Origin of the sequence: Formosa bonchosmolovskayae, from assembly GCF_051016085.1 — a bacterium.
Lineage (GTDB): Bacteria > Bacteroidota > Bacteroidia > Flavobacteriales > Flavobacteriaceae > Formosa.
The window spans coordinates 4,101,176-4,124,097 of sequence record NZ_CP174605.1; the positions used below are offsets into that span (position 1 = coordinate 4,101,176).

General features: G+C 35.2%; 10 protein-coding genes. 6 read left to right on the forward strand and 4 right to left on the reverse strand.

Annotated features, from left to right (window positions below):
* Positions 1–181 precede the first annotated feature (181 nt).
* From ACKC83_RS17500 to ACKC83_RS17510, 3 genes are read left to right on the forward strand one after another with little or no spacing between them, the layout of a single operon-like run.
* Complete coding sequence (locus tag ACKC83_RS17500; RefSeq protein ID WP_434036540.1) at positions 182–7,279, forward strand: HYR-like domain-containing protein; 7,098 nt, start codon at positions 182–184, stop codon at positions 7,277–7,279.
* A 10-nt stretch (positions 7,280–7,289) separates the two neighbouring features.
* Positions 7,290–8,255 (forward strand): PorP/SprF family type IX secretion system membrane protein, encoded by a 966-nt coding sequence (locus ACKC83_RS17505; protein WP_414037377.1) that lies wholly within the window; start codon positions 7,290–7,292, stop codon positions 8,253–8,255.
* An 11-nt stretch (positions 8,256–8,266) separates the two neighbouring features.
* Positions 8,267–10,174: an OmpA family protein gene (locus ACKC83_RS17510; RefSeq protein WP_434036541.1), complete on the forward strand. Its 1,908-nt coding sequence runs from the start codon at positions 8,267–8,269 to the stop codon at positions 10,172–10,174.
* A 659-nt stretch (positions 10,175–10,833) separates the two neighbouring features.
* Here ACKC83_RS17510 and ACKC83_RS17515 read toward each other — a convergent pair.
* Positions 10,834–12,081 carry a tetratricopeptide repeat protein gene (locus ACKC83_RS17515; RefSeq protein WP_434036542.1) on the reverse strand — a complete coding sequence of 416 codons (1,248 nt, stop codon included), beginning with the start codon at positions 12,079–12,081 and terminating at the stop codon, positions 10,834–10,836.
* A 27-nt stretch (positions 12,082–12,108) separates the two neighbouring features.
* The gene (gyrA, locus tag ACKC83_RS17520) at positions 12,109–14,670 is read right to left on the reverse strand and encodes a DNA gyrase subunit A (protein WP_414037380.1); all 2,562 of its coding nucleotides are present in this window, start codon (positions 14,668–14,670) and stop codon (positions 12,109–12,111) included.
* Positions 14,671–14,929: 259 nt separating this feature from the next.
* Between gyrA and ACKC83_RS17525 the strand changes: the two genes are divergently transcribed.
* Entirely contained in the window at positions 14,930–17,476 is a 2,547-nt protein-coding gene (locus tag ACKC83_RS17525) for an ATP-dependent Clp protease ATP-binding subunit (RefSeq protein ID WP_434036543.1), read from the forward strand.
* Between the two features lie 370 nt (positions 17,477–17,846).
* Positions 17,847–18,875: a TlpA family protein disulfide reductase gene (locus ACKC83_RS17530; RefSeq protein ID WP_414037382.1), complete on the forward strand. Its 1,029-nt coding sequence runs from the start codon at positions 17,847–17,849 to the stop codon at positions 18,873–18,875.
* 84 nt (positions 18,876–18,959) lie between these two features.
* Here ACKC83_RS17530 and ytxJ read toward each other — a convergent pair whose 3' ends face one another.
* The gene (gene ytxJ, locus ACKC83_RS17535; RefSeq protein ID WP_414037383.1) at positions 18,960–19,346 is read right to left on the reverse strand and encodes a bacillithiol system redox-active protein YtxJ; all 387 of its coding nucleotides are present in this window, start codon (positions 19,344–19,346) and stop codon (positions 18,960–18,962) included.
* Between the two features lie 136 nt (positions 19,347–19,482).
* Between ytxJ and clpB the strand changes: the two genes are divergently transcribed.
* A complete protein-coding gene (gene clpB / locus ACKC83_RS17540; protein ID WP_434036544.1) occupies positions 19,483–22,092 on the forward strand; it encodes an ATP-dependent chaperone ClpB in 2,610 nt (869 codons plus the stop codon).
* A 210-nt stretch (positions 22,093–22,302) separates the two neighbouring features.
* Here the strand turns inward: clpB and ACKC83_RS17545 are convergent, their stop codons facing one another.
* A complete protein-coding gene (locus ACKC83_RS17545; RefSeq protein ID WP_414037385.1) occupies positions 22,303–22,731 on the reverse strand; it encodes a hypothetical protein in 429 nt (142 codons plus the stop codon).
* Between the last annotated feature and the right edge of the window lie 191 nt (positions 22,732–22,922).

The window sequence follows — 22,922 nt, forward strand, 5'->3', positions numbered from 1 at the left end:
TAAGGAAACACTAACATACTAAGAAAAATTTTACTTTGTCAGGAAGTAATAAAAATTATTTTTAGCTGGTCTATACAAGACTGAGTAGCTAAATTTTATTATAGACCCAAAAAATAACTATTTATTATAAAGTTATTAATGCATCATAGGCAGTATTAGGATAACTTAATCGATTCATGAAATGAAAAAAAATTACGCTAAGAAATTTAAAGCTTATAAAAATATTAAACAGTATTCGCTGTTAGCACTTATGCTAATGGCTTTCGGTTTTTATAGCTATGGCCAATCAGTAGTGCCATTTAGCTCCAGGGCTAATTATTCTGTTAAAGGAGATTTTACAATTATTGGAAACACAAACCTAGCCCCTGCGAATAGTAGTGGTAATGACACAGGTGACATGTTTTTTGTTGATGTAGATAACGATAGTAATACCGTTAACTCATCTGCAGCCACTTTGCAACTTAAAGATGATAACGGCATAGTTGCAGATGATTGTGGAAACATTGTATATGCCGGTTTATACTGGACAGGTCGTCCAGGACCAGACCAAACTTTTACCGTTCCTGGTAATAACGGAATTCCAAAAACATTAAATAAATCTGTTGTTTCTATTAGTGGTCCTGCTTCAAGTGGGTATACTAATATAACTGCAAATGCAAGTGACATTTACTATCCCGAAAGTGAATATGCAAATATGTATATCGCTTACGCCGATGTAACCAGTTATGTACAACAAAATGGTGCAGGTGAATATGCTGTTGCCGATATCGCTCTTGTTGAAGGCCAAGAAAATCCTACAGTAACAAACATAGGTGTTGGTTATTTCGGAGGTTGGAGTATGGTAATTGTTTACGAAAACTCTACTATGAAAATGCGTAACATTGGTGTATTCGATGGATATTCATTTAAAGGTGTTCCAGGAGATCCAGGTTACGAAACTAATACTCACATAGATCTTGACATTAGTAACTTAAACACTGGGGATTATGTAAATGCCCAAATAGGTGTAATGGCTGGAGAAGGTGACGATGATTTATCTGGAGATCTTTTAAGTACACAATGGGGAGGAACAGGAATCTATAGAGAACGTTTAACTCACCCAGGAAACACTCAATTTAACTTTTTTAATTCCACTATAGAAGTTGGAGGTTCTCCACGTAACCCTAGTGTTGCTACTTATGGTTTAGATTTAAGTAAATTCGATCTACCAACAGCAAGTGTTGTACCTAATCAAGACGATTTATCTTTTGAATACATATCGGTTCTGGATAAATTTGTTATATACAACTTAACATTATCTTTTGAAGCACCTGCTCCAGGAATTGAAGCAGAAGTAGCTATTACAAATATTAATGGTACGCCTAACAGTTCTGAAACTACAACGGTAGAGCCAGGACAAGATATAACGTATACGGTAGATATTAAGAACTTCGGAACAGAAGGTTCTTCAAATAACATGTTATCTATTCCGGTACCTTATAATACAACGTTTAGTAACATTGTATCTTCTAACGGTAACGGAACACCAACTTATAATAGTTCTACAAACACTATTGATTGGTCTTTAGGAAACATACCTCAACAAACAAATACAGATAATGTTGTTGCAACGGTTACTTTTACAGTAACAACAACTACAGATTGTACTTTATTAGTTGTAGACTGTGCGAATTCAATTGCTTTAAACGGAACCATTTCTGGAACAGGAAGTGTTTCTGGAACTAGTTTTGACAAATCGTTAATTACAGGATACGAAACAGCTACAGGTTGTTTAGGAACACCAATTCCAGCTCCTATTTATACAACTATTGTAAATGCAAATTGTGCCAATACGCCGTTAGTACAAACTTTCGAATATTGTGCACCTCCAGTACCATTTACAGATGTTAGTTCGACTTACCCACAAGGGACTCGTTTCTATAACGAATATCCTGTAACTTCAAACAGTACAGAATATACAAGTTCTAACCCATTCCCTACTACAAGTGGTGCTAATTCTTATTATGCTGTTCCTGCAAATTCAGAAGATTGTTCTTTCGAATTTATTATCGACATCAGTCCTATTTCAACTCTACCAGTTGTACCTACAGATCCTATAGTATATTGTTTAGATGCAACGGCTGTACCTTTAACGGCTACTGCTACCGATCCATCATATACACTTTATTACTATAACGACAATTCAGAGACTGCTCAAGCCTTTACTTCAATTACACCAAATACAGATGTAGCTGGTACAACAACATATTATGTTGCAGAAGGGCCAACTAATAGTCCTGAATGTATTGGAGATAAAGTTGCTATAACTGTAACAGTAAATGATTTATTAGATATTCAGACTGCTATCACTAACGCATCTTGTGCGGTAGGTGGCGATGGTGCTATAGATATCACAGTAACTGGTGGTTCTGGAAACTACACATATTTATGGAGTACTGCAGCGACAACAGAAGATATCACCAACTTAGTTCCTGGTGTATATAGTGTTGACGTAACAGATGCAGATTTTGGATGTGTAACCACTTTAGATAATATAACTGTTCTTGAAGATCAGTCTACACCTACATTAACAGCGCCTCCAGCATACACTTTAGAAGGTTGCGATGTAAGTGCTATAACAGATTTACCTGTAAGCTCGACTCCAGTATCTTTAACTATAGATCAATTACAAACTGCTGGTGGTACAGCTGATGAATTCTTGACTTTAACCTATGTAGATGTTGTTCTTGGAACATGTCCTACTGTTGTTACAAGAACTTTTACAGCAACCAACAATTGTAATAACGCTATAAGTGCGACACAAACCATTACAATAGAAGATACTCAAGCTCCTGTAGTTCCTTTAGCTCCTGCAGATATTACTATAGAATGTGATGATGCTTTACCTACAATGATAAATTTAACTGCAACAGACAATTGTGGTGCTAACCCAACGATCACTGTAACAGGTGTAGATACCACAGATAGTTCTGACCCATGTAGCGTAATTACTACACGTACTTGGACATTTACAGACGATTGTGGTAACACATCTTCAACATCTCAAATTATTACTATTATAGATGAAACTGCTCCAATTGCTCCTGCGAATTTAGCAGACATTACAGTCGCTTGTATAGAAGATATCCCTGCTCCTATAGCATTAACAGCAATAGATAACTGTAGCGGTGTTGTACCAGGTGTATTAACCGAGAGCACATTGCCAACAGATAGCTGTAATGCTTCAATTATCAGAACGTGGACATTTGCAGACGATTGTGGTAACACAAGTGTAACCACTCAAACGGTTAACATTATCGACGATATTGCTCCTGTAATCACAAACGAGCCTCAAGACATTGTTTATCAGTGTGACGGGGAACAAAGAATTCCGCAAATCGATGCGTGGGTAGCATTAAATGGTTTTGCTTTAGCAAATGATAATTGCTCTGATGTAACGTGGACTAACAATTACGATGCAACAACATTAGGTTGTAATGGAGCTGTTACTGTAGAGTTTACTGCAACAGATGCTTGTGGAAATGCTACAACTAGATCTGCAACCTATACAGTTCTAGATACTACTGGACCAGAAATAGTGTCTAATTCTCAAGATATCTCTATTGTTTGTGGAGATGCTACTAACCCAGACCTTATAGATTGGTTAGGTACTAATGGAGGTGCTGTTGCGCAAGATATTTGTTCTGAAACAACATGGACTAACGATTACGATGCTAATTCATTAAACGGAGGTTCTGATGTTACTGTAACATTTACTGCTACAGACGAATGTGGAAATTCAAGTACTACAACGTCTACTATTATAATCACAGACTCAACTGCTCCTGTTGCACCAGCTGCACCGGCAGATGTAACTGTTGAATGTATTGACGATGTCCCTGCAATGGAAGCTTTAACTGCAGTAGATAACTGTGCTGGAAACATCACTTCTCCAGGTACAGAATCTATAGATAATACAGATACTTGTAATGTAATTATTACACGTACTTGGTCATTCTCTGATGCTAGTGGGAATACTTCAGAAGTATCTCAAATTATAACTGTAAACGATCAAACTGCTCCAGTGGCAGATAGCGTTCCTGCAGATATGACACTAGACTGTAATGCTAATGTTCCTCCAATGGAAGCTTTAACTGCTACCGACAATTGTGCTGGAACTATTACTGCTGCAGGTACAGAAGTAATGGATACAACAAATCCTTTACAAACTATTATAACACGTACGTGGACTTTCACAGATACTTGTGGTAATACAAGTGAAGTATCACAAATTATATCATTCAACTTAGATGAAACTGCTCCAGTAGTAGATAATACACCTGCAGATTTAACTGTTGAGTGTATTGACGATGTCCCTGCAATGGAAGCTTTAACTGCTACCGATAATTGTAGTGGAATTATTACTTCGAATGGTGTTGAATCTATTAATGATACAGATTCTTGTAATGTAATTATTACTCGAACTTGGACATTTACAGATGCTAGTGGAAACACAACTGAAACATCACAAATCATTACGGTTATTGATACTACAGCTCCAGTTGTTCCAACACTTCCGGCAGATGTTACTGTAGATACAGCAGCAGAGGTACCGCCTATGGTAGACTTAACTGCAACAGATAATTGTGGTGCCGATGTAATTGCTACACCAGTAGATGCTACAGAAGTAATAGATGCTTGTACTACTGTAATCACTCGTACTTGGTCTTTCGAAGATGCTTGTGGAAACTTAAGTACAGGAAGTCAAATAATAACAATTTCAGACATGACGCCTCCAGAATTAATTTCTGAAGCTCAAGACATTGTTTATGAATGTGATGGTGAACAAAGAAATGTAACTATCGATGCTTGGGTATCATTAAATGGTTTTGCTTTAGCTGAAGATGCTATATCTGATGTGACTTGGACCAACAATTACGATCCTGACTACGAAAGTTGTAATGAAGATGTAGTTGTTATCTTTACTGCTACCGATGAATGTGGAAATTCAGTTTCTACATCTGCAACGTATACTATAAAAGATGAAACTGGACCATTTATTCAAACCGCTCCTCAGGACTTAGTTTTTGAATGTAGTGAAAATTCAGACTCTGCAATAAGTGATTGGTTAAGTTCTAATGGAGGTGCTGTTGCAACAGACTTCTGTTCAGATGTAACTTGGTCTAACGATTTCAATGCATCAACAGTAGATTTAGGTGCTTGCGGTCCTAATGATTCAATTACAGTTACATTTAGCGCTACAGATTTCTGTGGAAACGTAACAACTACGACATCGACAATTACGGTAATAGATGAAACTGCTCCTGTAGTTCCAACTAACGTACCTGCAGATGTTGCTGTAGAATGTTACGAAGATGTTCCTGCAACTATCGAGCTTACTGCAACAGACAACTGTTCTAGTGATGTTACTGTTTCTGGTGTAGATACAGAAGACAATACAGATCCAAATAACATTATCATTACAAGAACATGGACATTTACAGATGCTTGTGGAAACACTTCAGATGTAAGCCAAATCATTACAGTTCAAGATTTATCTGCACCTGTTGTAGATGGTACTGTTCCTGCCGATGTGACTTTAGAATGTATTGCTGATGTTCCTGCAATGGAGCCTTTAACTGCAACAGACAATTGTGCTGGTGTAATTACATCTAATGGTACAGAAACTATTAACGATACAGATGCTTGTAATGTAATTATTACACGTACATGGTCATTCGCTGATGCTAGTGGTAACACAACAGACGTATCTCAGATTATAACTGTTAACGATACTACTGCCCCAATTGTAAATAACGCACCACAAGATCTTGTGGTTGAGTGTACCGATGGTACCGATGTTCCTCCTATGGGTCCATTAACAGCAACAGATAATTGTGCTGGTGAGATTTCTGCAGAGGGTACAGAAGTTATAGATGATTCTAATCCTTTACAAACTGTAATTACACGTACATGGTCATTCGCTGATGCTTGTGGAAACACAACTGAAGTATCTCAAACCATTACAGTAGGAGATTCTACTGCACCAGTAGTAGACAACGCTCCAAGCGATGCAACATATGCTTGTATTGATGATGTGCCTGAATTAGCACCATTAACAGCAACAGATAATTGTGTTGGTGAGATTACAGACAACGGAACTGAAACTATTAACGATGCAGATACTTGTAATGTAATTATTACACGTACATGGATGTTTACAGATGCTAGTAACAATTCAACTACAGTAACTCAGGTTATAACTGTTATTGATGATGTTGCTCCAATAGCAACAGCTCCTGCAGATGTTACTGTAGAATGTACAGACGATATCCCTGCTATGATTGATTTAATAGCAACAGATAATTGTGGAGACACAATCACTTCTACTGGAGTTGATACTGTTAACGACATTGACTCTTGTAGTAGTATAATTACAAGAACATGGTCTTTCACAGATGCATGTGGAAACACAGCTAGTGTATCTCAAATTATTACAGTAGCCGATGTTACTGCTCCTGTATTAGTTGGTAATTTAGAAACAGATATTACAGTAAACTGTACAGCGATTCCGGAAACACCAGAATTGGATTTTACAGATAACTGTTCTGCAACTGTAGACGTTGTGTACACAGAAGAAAATACATCTACTGGTGCAGCTTACGAAAACTACCAAATAATTAGAGATTGGACAGTTTCAGATTCATGTGGTAATACAGCAATGTATACACAAACCATTAATGTTAATGTGCAACAAGCACCAATTGTAGAATCGGATACAAGATGTACTGAAGGAGGTTCTGTAGATTTAGATAGCTACTTAGTAGATCCTGACACAGATGGAACATGGACAGTAGATTCTGGAAATGCCACTATAAATGGTAGTATTTTCAACCCGATCGATGTTGCTGTTGGAACTTATGTATTCACGTTCACAGAGGCAGATACTTGTCAGAACGAAACAACAGTTACTATTGATGTTAACGAAGATTGCGTAGAACCAACTTGTGAACCAATTATCTCTTCATCGGTAACACCAAACGGTGACCAATGGAACGAGTACTTTACGGTAACAGGATTAGACAGATGTGGATTTGTTATCGACGTCGAAATCTACAACCGTTGGGGATCATTAGTATTCAAAGCACAAGATTACCAAAATAACTGGAATGGACGTAATAGTAAAGGTGGATTTGGAAGTTCAGATATTTTACCTACTGGAACATACTATTACATTGTAACATTAAAAAATAGCGGATTGAAACCACTTACTGGTCCAATTTACTTAGGAACCAAATAAAAAATAACCTATGAAAATTTTAAAGTATCACATAGTAGCTATTGCATTATTGAGTTGCACGGTTGGGATGGCACAACAATTACCACAGTTTACGCAATACATGTATAACACTATTTCTATTAACCCTGCATATACAGGGAGTAGAGAAACATTAAGCGTAGTTGGTCTGCATAGAAGCCAATGGGTTGGTATAGATGGAGCGCCTACAACACAAACTTTGTCTGTTCACTCACCGCTAAGCAATGAGAAGATGGCAATTGGAGGTTCATTTATACATGACGAACTGGGAGCAGAAAACTTTAATTATCTGTATGCTAGTTTTTCTTACACCATTAAAACGGGTGAAAATTCTAAATTAGCATTTGGTCTTAACGCTGGATTTACGCAATACAGCTTAGACCAAGATTTTAGATTACAAAACCCAAACGATCCTATTATTTATGGTATTGAAGACCGTTGGGATCCTAACATAGGTGCTGGTGTATACTGGCACTCTACAAGATGGTATTTGGGTCTTTCAACACCAAGAATTTTAAATAATGATCATGCAACAAATGAGTACGAAGCATTAGAGCGTGTTAGTTATTACTTAACTGGAGGGTATGTTTTCAACCTTGGAAGCTATACTAAATTAAAACCTTCATTCTTAGTAAAAGGAACTAACGGTGCACCGCTTTCTTACGATTTAAGTGCGAATTTCTTATTCTACGATAAGTTCTGGATTGGTGCTGGTTTCAGACACAATTCTGGTGTTAACGGTAACCAAACTAACGGTGTTGCAGATTATCAATTTAAAGGGACAAACGCCATTGGTGGGATGATCGATTTTCAGGTATCTAAACAAATTAGAATTGGATATACTTACGAATCGCCAATTAACTCTGAAATCAAACACTATCAAAGCGGCACACACGAGATCATGTTAATGTTCGAACTATTTAAAGAAAGACGTATTAAATCCCCTAGATATTTCTAAAGACTACCACTATGAAGAAAAATATTATATTCGCTATACTAGCACTTTCAAGTACTTTTATCTTTGCTCAAAAAAAGGTAGCCGACAAATTCTTTAAAAATTACGCCTACGTTAAGGCGAGTGATTTATACGAAGAGGCTGTTAAAAAAGGAGATAGTAGTGCTCATGTATTAACCAGACTTGGAGATTGTTATTACAACAACTCAAATTCAGAAAAAGCTTCGATTTGGTATGCTGAAGCTATTAAGAAATACGACAATGTAGATCCTATTTACTATTATAAATACGCACAATCTTTGCGTAGTTTAGGTGAGTATGAAGAGGCTGTTGTTTACTTAGAAAAATTCAACGCCGTTCAATCAAACGAAGATCGTATAGATGGTACAGATTTTACTAATGTCGCATTATACGAAAAATTAAAAAGTACAGAAAGTGTTTATGTAGATTTAGTAAATCTACCAATTAACACGAAAAACTCTGACTTTGGAGGTTTTGAAAATGATGGAACATTCTATTTCGCATCGACGTCTAAAAAAGATAGAGAGAATTTATATGCTTGGAATAATGAGCCTTATTTAGATATCTATGAGTCACAAATATCTGAATCATCAGATAACGAAAATGTGACAGATTATAGCTATCCTAACTATGTTAAATCAGAAGGAATAAACACTAAATATCATGAAGCTAGTGTAGCTATTACGAAAGATGGGAAAACCATGTATTTCACCAGAGATAACGTAAGTAACAACAAGAAACTAAAAGCTGACAAAAAAGGGACTGCACACTTAAAAATTTATAAGGCAACTTTAATTGATAGCGTTTGGCAAGATGTTAAAGAATTATCTATTAACGACCGTGTATTTTCAACAGGTCACCCTGCATTAAGTCCAGATAATAAAACACTATACTTCACTTCAGACAGAGAAGGTGGTTTTGGACAAACAGATATTTGGAAAGTAGCCATTTTAGGAGACGACAACTACGGATTTCCTGTTAATTTAGGGGCTGCTGTTAATACTTCTGGAAAAGAGATGTTTCCTTTTGTAGATGAAGACGAAACGTTATATTTCTCTTCAGACAGTTATATTAACTTAGGATTTTTAGATATTTTTAAATCTAATGTCTTAAAAGGAGGTACAACTGTTGAAAACTTAGGTGCACCATTTAATAGTGGTTACGACGATTTTGCGTTCAATATAAATGCAGAAAAAGGAAGAGGATATTTATCTTCTAACCGTGAAGGCGGTATGGGAAGCGACGATATTTATTCTTTCGAAATCTGTTACCAACTTATTAAAGGGACGGTTAGAGATAGTAAAACAGCTTTACCTCTAGCTTTATCTACTGTTCAGTTAATAGATGAAACTGGGAAAGTTATTGAAGAAACTATGGTGGGCGAAGACGGTATGTACTCGTTCCGTGTTAGATGTAATGCCACTGTTAATGTATTAGGAAGTAAAGCCGATTACAAAGACGATTTACAAGTAGTTAATACAACTTTAGCTAATGGTGCTGAACTAATGGTAGATCTTAATTTAATTCCTCTTATCGATGGAAGTGAAATTAAGTTAGCCCCAATTTTCTTTGATTTTGATAAATGGGATATTAGAACAGATGCTGCTTACGAGTTAGAAAACATTGTAGATGTAATGAGAGAACATCCTGAGATGAACATAGATATTGAATCTCATACAGATAGTAGAGGTCCTGATAACTACAACTTAACTTTATCGGATAAACGTGCTAAATCTACTAGAGACTATATTATCTCTAGAGGCATCGATGCTTCAAGAATTAAAAGCGCAAATGGTTTTGGAGAGACTCAGTTAATTAACGATTGTTCTAATGGTGTTAAATGTACTAAAGAACAACATCAAGCCAACAGGCGTTCTGTTTTTAAACATGACTTAAAATAATAATCTACTAATTATTATAAAAACTAAAAAGCCGCTATTCAGCGGCTTTTTTTATTACTAGTTTTTATGCTTAATCAATTATATGGAAGCTGGATATACGTAAATAATATATGTATAAGTACGGTTAAAAGGTAATATCTACAATTGGGAGATTAGATTAAAAAGCCAACTTAACCTTATAAATTCAACTTGTATAGCTAACTAAACAGAATCTAGCACACGTTTTATACTTCCTAAAGATAAACAAGCTAATTCGGTCTATTTTGGGCTTAGATTGAACGTATTTCAGTTTTGTAACTAACCACAGCTATGCTATCCATTCCCTATTTTAGATTTTATAATTGTTTAATTCGTGCAATTACAAACCGATTACTACAGGTTGTATATTAACTCCAGATGTCTCACAACTCATTAGGTTTAAATTGACCTTCTCAAGATACTTTGGTTAAAGCAGAATGTGGTTATTCATAAACCAGTAGTATTAATCATAAAGCAACTTATGGTCTCTCTTAGGCCTCTATGCCAAACCACACCAGCACATTAATTATAATGTCTTCTAGTTAACCTCCTACTCTATCTTTGGGCTTAATCTAAAGGCATAAAAAAACCTGTGAAGTATAAACTTCACAGGTTTTAAATAATATAAACTAAGATACTACTTATTTAGCTGCATCTAATTTTTCTTGTACCGCTTTAGCTTTATCACTTGCTCCAATAGCATTATAAATACTAATTAACTGTTGGTAGATATTTGGCTCTGGATTAGGGTTCTTTTTAATATAGTTCTCTAAAACAGCAGCTCCTTTATTGAAAAATTCTGTTTTCTTAGCTTGTAATTCATCGTACCTTGCATTATCTGCTTTACTTGTACCTAAACTATTCATTTCTTCAATAAAAGAATTTCCTTCTTCAATGTAAGTTGTAGACTCATTTAATGCAGCTGTTGCATAATCTGGTTTTAACTCTAAAGTCTTTTCAAAAGCTGTTCTCGCTTTATCGTAGTCTTTATTTTTTAAAGCAATTACACCAATATTATAGTGTAAATCTGGATTGTCTGGTTGCTTTTTAATAGCCTCTCCCATTAATTCACTAAACTTATCAGAATCGTCTAACTGTAAGTAAAGGTTAGCTTCAGATAAAATTAAATCTAAATTTTCAGGATCTTGTTGTCTTGCCTTTTTAACAGCGGCTAAAGCTTCATCATTTTTCCCTTGAGACACATAGATTAACGCTATGTTTTTAGTAATTTCAGCACGTTTAGATTCTGATTTACGTTGTCCTGGTTTAATGTGACTTTTTGCTTTAACGTATAGATCTCTATTGTCTTTAGACATTACTTGCTCCTCACCTGATTCAATTTCTGTAGCAAAATACTCAGTTGTAATACCTGTATACCCTAACTCATCTAAGTTTTCATAGTGTTTTAAAGCAGTATCGTAATCTTTATCTTGCACTGCACTAACAGCTGCGTAATATAGATACGTCGTGTCTTTTGGGACCATTTTATACAATTGCTCAAATTCTACACTCGCCGCACCATAATTCTGGCTAGTAAAGCTGTCATTCGCTTTTGTTAAATACGAGTTTTGCATGTTATTAGTAAACTCTGCAACATCTCCTTTTAAAGAAGAGTCTTCAACTTTACTTAAACTTTCAATTGCTTTATTTACATCTTCTGCAGATCCAGCACCATTAGCATATAATGCTTCTGCCTGTAAGAAGTAATACTTTGACTTATATTTGTCATCTATACTGGATAACATTGGTGTCACTTGATTTAAAGCCGCTTTCGCTTCTGCGTAATTGTTACTTTTAACAGCTTTCTCTGCGGTCTTTAATTCTTTTTTTTGTGCAAAAGAAAATGCACTAACCGATAAAGCTAAAGCAACTATAACCTGTTTTTTCATTGTAATCAAATTAAGTTAAAATGTTTATTAATTGTTTTCTAAATTGTCATTTTCAATGGTGGTATCGTCACCATCTGTATTTGGTTGGTCTTCTACTTCTAAAGCTTCAATATCTTCGATAACTTCTTCTTCGTGCATTACTTTCGCAACTGCCGCAATAGAATCTCCCGAACGTAAGTTTATTAGCTTAACACCTTGTGTAGCACGTCCCATTACTCTTAAATCTTGAACTGCAATTCTAATAGCAATACCTGATTTATTGATAATCATAAGATCATCAGAATCTGAAACGGTCTTTATAGATACTAGTTTTCCTGTTTTTTCTGTGATAGAAATGGTTTTAACTCCTTTTCCTCCACGGTTTGTAATTCTATATACTGGTTCTCCATCTTCTGGATCGTCAATATACGTTCGTTTACCATATCCGTTTTCCGAAACAACCAATACAGATTCCTCTTGAGGGTTTTCTACAGTAATCATGCCAACAACCTCATCGTCTTTATCTGATAACGTAATTCCACGAACTCCAGATGCTCCTCTTCCCATTGGTCTCGTTTTAGCTTCTTCGAAACGAATTGCTTTACCCGATTTTAAAGCTAACATTACTTGACTAGTTCCTGTAGTTAATTTCGCTTCCATTAATACATCGTCTTCCTTAATAGTAATGGCATTAATACCATTTGTTCTCGGACGAGAATATTGCTCTAACAACGTTTTTTTAACTTGACCATTTTTAGTCGCCATAATAACGTAGTGACTATTAATGTAATCTTCATCCTTAAGATCTTGAGTACATATAAACGCCATCACTTTGTCGTCTTGCTCAATATTTATAAGATTCTGTATTGCTCTACCTTTAGACGTTTTACTTCCTTCAGGAATTTCGTAAACACGCATCCAGAAACATTTACCTTTTTGGGTGAAGAATAACATATATTGGTGGTTTGTACCCACAAATAAGTGTTCTAAGAAATCTTCGTTTCGCGTAGTTGTTGCTTTTTGTCCAACACCACCTCTATGTTGCGTTTTATACTCGTTAAGTGAAGTACGTTTAATATAACCAGCATGAGAAATAGTAATTACCACTTGCTCATCTGGAATCATATCTTCAATACTTAAGTCACCTCCTGCATATTCAATTACAGAACGACGCTCATCTCCATACTTATCTTTAACAACTTGAAGTTCGTCTTTGATAATATTCATACGACGGTCTTTACTCGCTAAAATATCTTTTAAATCGTCTATCGTAATTTTAATATCGTTGTATTCAGAACGTAATTTATCTTGTTCCAGACCTGTTAACTGACGTAATCGCATTTCTACAATTGCCTTAGCCTGAATTTCTGAAAGTTTAAAGCGTTCTACTAAATTCGAACGTGCTTCATCTGCATTATTAGATCCTTTAATAATGGCAATTACTTCGTCTATATTATCCGAAGCGATTATTAATCCTTCTAAAATGTGTGCGCGTTCTTCGGCTTTACGTAATTCGTAAGTGGTACGTTTTACAACAACCTCATGTCTGTGCTCAACAAAGTGATAAATTAAATCTTTTAAGTTAAGCAGTTCTGGACGTCCGTTTACCAGTGCGATATTATTTACACTAAAAGACGTTTGTAATTGCGTGTACTTATATAATTTATTTAAAATAATATTAGGAATCGCATCACGTTTTAACACGTAAACGATACGCATACCATTTCTGTCAGATTCATCTCTAATTGTAGAGATACCATCCAATTTCTTTTCATTAACTAAATCGGCTGTTTTCTTAATCATATCAGCCTTGTTCACTTGGTACGGAATTTCTGTTACTACAACACATTCACGACCATGAACCTCTTCAATATTCGCTTTAGCACGCATTATTATACGCCCACGGCCTGTATGAAACGCTTCTTTTACGCCATCGTAACCAAAAATAGTTCCTCCAGTAGGGAAATCAGGAGCTTTAATATGTTGTATAAGCTCATCTACAGTAATATCTTTATTATCGATAAAAGCAATAATACCATCAACCACTTCACTTAAATTGTGAGGAGGCATATTGGTTGCCATTCCTACTGCAATTCCAGATGCACCATTAATTAATAAACCAGGGATACGCGTTGGTAAAACCGTAGGTTCTTTTAAGGTATCATCGAAGTTTAATTTATGATCGACAGTTTCTTTGTCAATATCTGCCAACATGTCTTCAGAAATCTTACGCATACGCGCTTCTGTATAACGCATCGCTGCAGGACTATCACCATCTACAGACCCAAAGTTACCTTGTCCGTCTACTAACATGTAACGTAAACTCCATTCTTGAGCCATACGTACCATGGCATCGTAAACCGAGGTATCTCCGTGTGGGTGGTACTTTCCTAAAACTTCACCAACAATTCTTGCCGATTTTTTATGCGCTCCAGTTGCTCTAATTCCCAATTCGTGCATCCCGAATAAAACACGTCTGTGTACTGGCTTTAAACCATCTCTTACATCTGGTAAAGCACGTGACACGATCACTGACATTGAGTAATCAATGTAAGCCGTTTTCATTTCGTCTTCTATATTAATTGGAATAAGCTTTTCTCCTTCTGCCATCTATAAAAATAATTTAGTTATCTTGTGTGTTTCAAATCGCGCTAAGATAACCATTTCGTAGGTCATTAGAGGCGTTTTAAAGCGGTTTTTAACAGTTTTTATTAACAATTAAGACTTAACGATTAGTTAATAAGTAAGCCCCTAAATATTTTGATTTAATAAAGTTTTTTTTTCTATTAGCATGAATCATATTTTTTAGGAACACTTTTTGCCTATGGTAATATGTTTTAGTAATTTTAATGCAGAAAGGATATTATATATGGATGACAATTTTTCACCAAGAGTAAAGGATGTAATTGCCTATAGTAAGGAAGAAGCGCTTCGTTTAGGGCACGACTTTATAGGTACAGAACATCTTATGCTTGGACTTTTAAGAGATGGAAACGGAAAAGCAATTAATATTTTAAACGCTCTAGATATAGATTTAAATCATTTAAGGAGAAAAGTTGAAATATTAAGCCCTGCCAACCCAACGTTAACAGCAGTTTCGAACGAGAAGAAGAATTTGCATCTTACTAGGCAAGCAGAACGCGCTCTAAAAACCACGTTTTTAGAAGCCAAATTATTTCAGAGTAGTTCCATTAATACAGCACACCTATTGTTATGTATTTTAAGGAATGAAAACGATCCTACCACAAAGCTTTTAAATAAGCTAAGGGTAGATTATGATAACGTTAAAGAACAATTTAAATTTATGATTACAAATAATGATAATTATATAGAACCAAAAGCTGAATCGTTCCAAGACGACAGCACTAGTGAAGACGACACGTCTAAAGATAACTTGTTCAATTCTCCAACGGGTAAAACCAATAAAAAATCGAAAACTCCAGTTTTAGATAATTTTGGTCGCGATCTTACTGCAATGGCAGAAGAAGGCAAACTAGATCCGGTTGTCGGACGTGAAAAAGAAATTGAACGTGTCTCTCAAATTTTAAGCCGACGTAAGAAAAACAACCCACTTTTAATTGGTGAACCTGGTGTTGGTAAATCTGCCATAGCCGAAGGTTTAGCTATTAGAATCATTAAACGAAAAGTGTCTAGAATACTTTTTAATAAGCGTGTGGTAACTTTAGATTTAGCCAGTTTAGTAGCTGGAACAAAATACCGCGGACAGTTTGAAGAGCGCATGAAAGCTGTTATGAATGAGCTTGAAAAGAATGATGATATTATTCTTTTTATAGATGAAATTCATACCATTGTTGGTGCAGGTGGAGCAACCGGAAGTTTAGATGCTTCAAATATGTTTAAGCCCGCCTTAGCACGTGGAGAAATCCAATGTGTTGGAGCAACAACTTTGGATGAATACAGACAGTATATTGAAAAAGATGGTGCCTTAGAACGTCGTTTCCAAAAGGTAATAGTAGAACCAACTACGGTTGAAGAAACTATTGAAATCTTAAACAATATTAAAGACAAATACGAAAGTCACCACAACGTAAATTATACACCAGAAGCTATTGAAGCTTGTGTAAAATTAACAAATCGTTACATGACCGATCGTTTTCTTCCAGACAAAGCTATTGATGCTTTAGACGAAGCAGGGTCTCGCGTACACATTACCAATATTAACGTACCGCAACAAATCCTTCAATTAGAAAACGAATTAGAAGTTGTAAGAGAATCTAAAACCTCTGTGGTTAAAAAACAAAAATACGAGGAAGCTGCCAAATTAAGAGACGATGAAAAACGTCTTGAAAAAGAACTGGAAGCCGCCCAAGACAAATGGGAGGAAGAAACAAAGCTGCATCGTGAAGTTGTAACTGAAGATAATGTTGCCGATGTGGTTTCTATGATGACAGGAATTCCTGTGAACAGAATTGCACAAACCGAAAGCAATAAATTATTCCTTTTACCAGAACTTATTAAAGGTAAAGTAATTGGTCAAGACGATGCGGTTTCTAAAGTTGTAAAAGCTATTCAACGAAATCGTGCTGGACTTAAAGATCCTAACAAGCCAATTGGTTCATTTATCTTTTTAGGTCAAACTGGTGTAGGGAAAACGCAATTAGCCAAAGTCCTTGCAAAGCAATTATTCGATAGTGAAGACGCTCTTGTTAGAATTGATATGAGTGAATACATGGAGAAATTTGCAATTTCTAGATTAGTTGGAGCGCCTCCGGGATATGTAGGTTATGAAGAAGGCGGACAATTAACCGAGAAAATTCGTCGTAAACCTTACGCTGTTGTACTATTAGATGAAATTGAAAAAGCGCATCCAGATGTGTTTAATATGATGCTTCAAGTTTTAGACGATGGATATCTAACAGATAGTTTAGGTCGTAAAATAGATTTTAGAAACACGATTATTATCATGACATCTAATATTGGTGCTCGTAAGCTGAAAGATTTTGGTACAGGAGTTGGATTTGGAACTGCGTCTCAAAAAGCTCAAGAAGCCTCTAATACAAAAGGCGTAATTGAAAGCGCTTTAAAGAAAGCTTTTGCTCCCGAATTTCTGAACAGAATAGACGATGTTATCGTATTTAATACTTTAGAAAAAGAAGATTTAAATAGCATTATAAAAATCGAACTTGATAAATTATTATCAAGAATTAAAGATTTAGGATACGATTTAAGACTTAGCGAAAAAGCAACCAGCTTTATTGCTGAAAAAGGTTTTGACAAGCAATACGGAGCACGTCCTCTAAAAAGAGCCATTCAGAAATATGTTGAAGATGCTCTAGCCGAGAAAATCATTACTTCTAAAATTCACGAAGGCGATGTGATTCTTATGGATTTAGATGAAACCAACCAGGAACTTGTTATCACTATTGAAAAGCAAGAAAATCCTGCTGAATCTTAAATTAAAAACACCTTATAAAATAGCCCTGATAATTAAATATTATCAGGGCATTTTTTTTTAATAGAGAATCTAACTTTTAGCAGTATAACCTACCACTACTTCTCCCCTATTGCACTGATATTACATTTATAATATTCACAACATCTATCCTATTATAAAAAGATATTTCGCTTTATAATTTACAACTGCAGTTCACCTGCAATAAATACTTTTCAATACCTCAACTTTACACCGGATTAATTACAAATTCCCCATAACTACACTAAAAAATTAGCAATACCCTACTTTAAACACTAACCATAGAAACAATTAAAATTATTTAATGATATTTCATACTATTCACTTATTTTTGAAGTACTAAAAACATCTTATGAAAAAAATATTTATTGCAATTAGTGCTCTAACTATATTTGCATGCCAAGAAGCTCCAAAAAAGGACTACGTAACACTTTCAGGAAAAATAATAGACAAGAATAGTGACTCACTTTTAATTAGAAGTCGTTCGTATTCCAAAACAATAAAAGTAAATTCTGACGGTACTTTTAGTGATACTTTAAAAGTAGAATCTGGACTGTATAACTTTTACGACGGCGGAGAGTCTTCAACCATATTTTTAAAAAATGGTTACGATTTAAATATCTCCTTAGACACTAAAGAATTTGATGAAAGTATTGCATATACAGGCGAAGGAGCAGAAAACAATACATTTCTAGCACAACACGCTATAAAGCAAGAACAACTTATGGATCAAGATTTTTCGTCTATGGACTTAAAAACATTAGATGATAAGTTTGCGGAAATCGAAACAGAACTTACAACGTTTTACGAGTCCAATCCTAGCATAGATACTATGGTTACAAAATCGCTAACAAAAAATTTACAACCTATGTTAGATGGTACTAAAAAGTACTACGCTGGAAACATTATGCTTAAACAAGAAATGACAGGAAAACCATCTCCTTTATTTGTTGACTATGTTAATGTTGATGGCTCTACAACATCTTTAGAAAGCTTAAGAGGAAAATATGTTTATATAGATGTTTGGGCAACGTGGTGCGCACCTTGCAAAGCAGAAATTCCAGCTTTAAAAGCTTTAGAAAAAGAATATCACGATAAAAACATCACATTTGTTAGTCTTTCTGTAGACGACGATAGAACTCACGGTGGGTCTTGGGACAAAGCTAAAGAAGATTGGTTAGCCATGGTTGCAGACAAAGAATTAAGTGGCGTACAAGTTATGGCTCCAGAAGGCTGGAAGTCACAATTTGTAAGAGATTACAAGATTAATGGTATTCCTAGATTTATCTTAATCGATCCTGCAGGACTTATTGTAGACCCTTCTGCACCTCGACCATCAGACGAGAAACTAAAAACATTATTTACATCTTTAAGCATCTAAATGCTTAGAAGTAGTTTATAAAAAATCCGCTTAAAACATACCTTTAAGCGGATTTTTTATTTTAAAACGTTGCGACACTCTGTTTTAAAAAGCTAAGAGATCAACCGAATTAATATCGCCATGAGATGCCGTTCTTACAACTTCTCCATTTTTTATAATTAAGAGCTGTGGTGACTCATGATGAACATTAAACTTACTCGCAATTGCATTTGAAATGTTGCGATGATTTAGTAAATCTAACATATACATATCTATTTCCGTTTCAGCTTTAAACGATTTTTCAAACTGACTTAACACCATTCTGCTAATTCCACAGCGCGTAGAATGTTTAAAAATGGCTTGTGCTTTTTCGTTAGATGCTTCTACAATATCATGTAACTGATCTTCATTTACTAAAGCTCTCCAAACAATTGCACTTTCTTCTTTGTCTCCAGAAGAATTACTACTAAATATTTTATCAAATAATCCCATATTTTCATTAAATTTATATCCCACCTCACTTTACTCAAAAGACAAATCGTCAGATTAAAAACACATCGAACAGACATTTTGTCTTATTTTTAAAATTGGTAAGAAAGTTGACTATACATTGAAAAACACTTGAACAATGAACTTTAACAATTATACAATAAAATCTCAAGAAGCCATACAACGGGCGCAACAAATTGCGCAAGAAAATGGACAGCAAAATATAGAAAACGAACACGTTTTTAAGGCTATTTCTGAAGTAGACGAAAATGTGTTACCGTTTATTCTAAAAAAATTGAATGTAAACATAAACATTCTTGAACAAGCAATAGATAAGCAAATAGAAAATTTTCCTAAAGTTTCAGGAGGCGAAATCATGGCTTCCCGCGATTTAGGAACCGCTCTAAACGAAGCTTCAACCATTGCTAAAAAAATGAACGATGAATATGTGTCTATCGAACACCTACTTATTGCCATTTTTAAATCGAAAAGCAAAATTGCTCAAATGCTAAAAGACCAAGGGGTCACAGAAAAAGCACTTGTTGCTGCCATCGAAGAATTACGTAAAGGGGATCGCGTAACCTCCCAAAATCAAGAAGAAACATACAATTCTCTAAATAAATATGCTAAAAATTTAAACGAATTAGCAAAAAACGGGAAATTAGATCCTGTAATTGGTCGTGATGAAGAGATTCGTAGAATCTTACAAATCTTAACCAGACGAACAAAAAACAACCCAATTTTAGTAGGAGAACCAGGAACGGGTAAAACTGCAATTGCCGAAGGTTTAGCACATAGAATTGTAGATGGTGATGTACCAGATAATTTAAAAGATAAGCAAATTTTTGCCTTAGATATGGGAGCTCTTATTGCAGGTGCTAAATATAAAGGAGAATTTGAAGAACGATTAAAAGCCGTTATTAAAGAAGTTACAGACAGCGAAGGCGATATCGTTTTATTTATAGACGAGATTCATACGCTTGTTGGTGCTGGAGGCGGACAAGGTGCAATGGATGCTGCAAACATTTTAAAACCGGCATTAGCGCGTGGAGAATTACGTTCCATCGGAGCCACAACTTTAGATGAATATCAAAAGTATTTTGAAAAAGACAAAGCCCTAGAACGTCGTTTCCAAAAAGTAATGGTAAACGAACCAGATACCGAAAGTGCGATTTCTATTTTACGTGGTATTAAAGAAAAGTACGAAACACACCATAAAGTACGTATTAAAGACGAAGCTATTATTGGTGCGGTAGAATTATCTGAACGTTATATTACAAATCGTTTTTTACCAGATAAGGCAATTGACTTAATGGATGAAGCGGCTTCTAAATTGCGTATGGAAATCAATTCTAAACCAGAAGAACTTGATGTGTTAGACAGAAAGATCATGCAGTTAGAAATTGAAATCGAAGCCATAAAACGTGAAAAAGACGAAGTAAAACTTAAAAGTCTAAAAGTTGATTTAGCGAACTTAAAAGAAAATCGTAATGAAATTAATGCGAAGTGGAAAAGTGAAAAAGAGGTTGTAGATAATATTCAAACAGCAAAGTTAGATATTGAAAACTTTAAGCTTGAAGCAGAACGTGCAGAACGCGAAGGTGATTACGGTAAAGTTGCAGAAATTCGTTACGGAAAAATTAAAGATGCTCAAGAGCGTTTAGATTTACTTCAAAAAGATTTAAGTGAAAACAAATCGGACAGCTCTTTAATCAAGGAAGAAGTCACTTACGACGATATTGCAGAAGTAGTCGCAAAATGGACGGGAATTCCTGTAACTAAAATGTTACAAAGCGAACGTGACAAGTTATTGCATTTGGAAGACGAATTACACAAACGTGTGGTAGGACAAGAAGAAGCCATAGAAGCTGTGAGCGATGCCGTGAGACGAAGTCGAGCAGGTTTACAAAACCCGCAAAAACCTATAGGAACCTTTTTATTCCTTGGAACCACTGGTGTGGGTAAAACGGAATTAGCAAAAGCTTTGGCCGAGTATTTATTCGACGACGAAAATGCCATGACTCGTATTGATATGAGTGAATATCAAGAGCGTCATTCTGTAAGCAGATTGGTTGGAGCGCCTCCAGGATACGTAGGATACGACGAAGGTGGACAATTAACAGAAGCTGTACGTAGAAAACCTTATTCTGTAGTATTGCTAGATGAAATTGAAAAAGCACACCCAGACACCTTTAATATTTTATTACAAGTATTAGATGAAGGACGTTTAACAGACAACAAAGGACGGGTCGCCGATTTTAAAAACACAATAATTATTATGACATCCAATATGGGAAGTCAAATTATTCAAGATCGATTTGAAGCCACTAAAGACGTTGACAGTGCTATTGAAATTGCTAAAATCGACGTACTTGCATTGTTAAAGCAAACCGTTAGACCAGAGTTTTTAAATAGAATTGATGACACGATTATGTTTACACCGCTAAGCAAAGAGAACATTAGAGAAATTGTAAGTTTACAATTAAAAGGCATCTCTAAAATGATAGCTCAACAAGGCATTACTTTCGATGCGACTCAGGAAGCGGTAACTTACTTAGCCGAAAAGGGATATAATCCAGAATACGGAGCAAGACCAGTAAAACGTGTAATTCAGAAAGAAGTTTTAAACGCTTTAAGTAAAGACATACTTTCTGGAAAAGTCACCACAGATAGTATTATTTTACTAGATAATTTCGATAATGAATTGGTTTTTAGAAACCAAGAAACCTTAGTTCACGAAGAGGAGTAATAAAGTTTTGTTAAAGCAGAAATTCTTTATAATATAACACATTTACCTCCGTTAAATGATGTAAGGTTGGTTAGTAAATAAAAGCAATGTGAGTCTGATAACAGATAAGCATTGCTTTTATATTTTACACTATATTTACTTACAAGTAAAGCATAAAAAAATGCCTTAAGAAGATATTCTTAAGGCATTTTAAATATAATTGATTCGGTATTATAATTTCATTGTAACTCCAATCGCAGGAACAAAGATTGAACCTCCTGATATTTCAGCATATAAACCCCACTTATCATTCCAAAACCATCTACCTCCTACTTGCAGACCTAGACTTAAATCACTGCTTTCTAAATCATCATCTCCAGAGTAAATAGCATAACCTGCATTTGCACCACCGTAAACATCCCAAGCGTCATCTGAAATTCCAAAAAGCTCATCGAAATAGTAATTTCCTTTAACACCTATGTTAACCCAATCCAAATTGAAATCGGTTCCAACTCCTGGAGCAATAGTAATGTTTTCATGTACAGGAATTTCGTAGTTAACACCTATCAACCCGAAGTTTAACTCTTTTCTAGCCTGTCCAAATACGCTTGCAGCACTTAGCATTAAAGCAAAAGCAAATAATAATGTTGTTTTTTTCATAATGTTTGTTTAAATAGTTTGATTCTTAAAAATACAAATTTATAACATTTTCACCCAATGATTAACTGTATTCGTAATAATAATACTCCATTTAAATCAATAATGCTCTAATTCTAAAAAACTAAAAAAGCAGTTTTTATCATTATAATCCCAAAGATCCTGTTTATTAGCACATCTAGTGCACCTGTATA

What these genes read in the sequence shown, in the direction of transcription:
- ACKC83_RS17500 (WP_434036540.1), top strand. Translation starts at nt 182, where the DNA reads ATGAAAAAAAATTACGCTAAGAAATTTAAAGCTTATAAAAATATTAAA.
- ACKC83_RS17505 (WP_414037377.1), top strand. Translation starts at nt 7,290, where the DNA reads ATGAAAATTTTAAAGTATCACATAGTAGCTATTGCATTATTGAGTTGC.
- ACKC83_RS17510 (WP_434036541.1), top strand. Translation starts at nt 8,267, where the DNA reads ATGAAGAAAAATATTATATTCGCTATACTAGCACTTTCAAGTACTTTT.
- ACKC83_RS17515 (WP_434036542.1), bottom strand. Translation starts at nt 12,081, where the DNA reads ATGAAAAAACAGGTTATAGTTGCTTTAGCTTTATCGGTTAGTGCATTT.
- gyrA (WP_414037380.1), bottom strand. Translation starts at nt 14,670, where the DNA reads ATGGCAGAAGGAGAAAAGCTTATTCCAATTAATATAGAAGACGAAATG.
- ACKC83_RS17525 (WP_434036543.1), top strand. Translation starts at nt 14,930, where the DNA reads ATGGATGACAATTTTTCACCAAGAGTAAAGGATGTAATTGCCTATAGT.
- ACKC83_RS17530 (WP_414037382.1), top strand. Translation starts at nt 17,847, where the DNA reads ATGAAAAAAATATTTATTGCAATTAGTGCTCTAACTATATTTGCATGC.
- ytxJ (WP_414037383.1), bottom strand. Translation starts at nt 19,346, where the DNA reads ATGGGATTATTTGATAAAATATTTAGTAGTAATTCTTCTGGAGACAAA.
- clpB (WP_434036544.1), top strand. Translation starts at nt 19,483, where the DNA reads ATGAACTTTAACAATTATACAATAAAATCTCAAGAAGCCATACAACGG.
- ACKC83_RS17545 (WP_414037385.1), bottom strand. Translation starts at nt 22,731, where the DNA reads ATGAAAAAAACAACATTATTATTTGCTTTTGCTTTAATGCTAAGTGCT.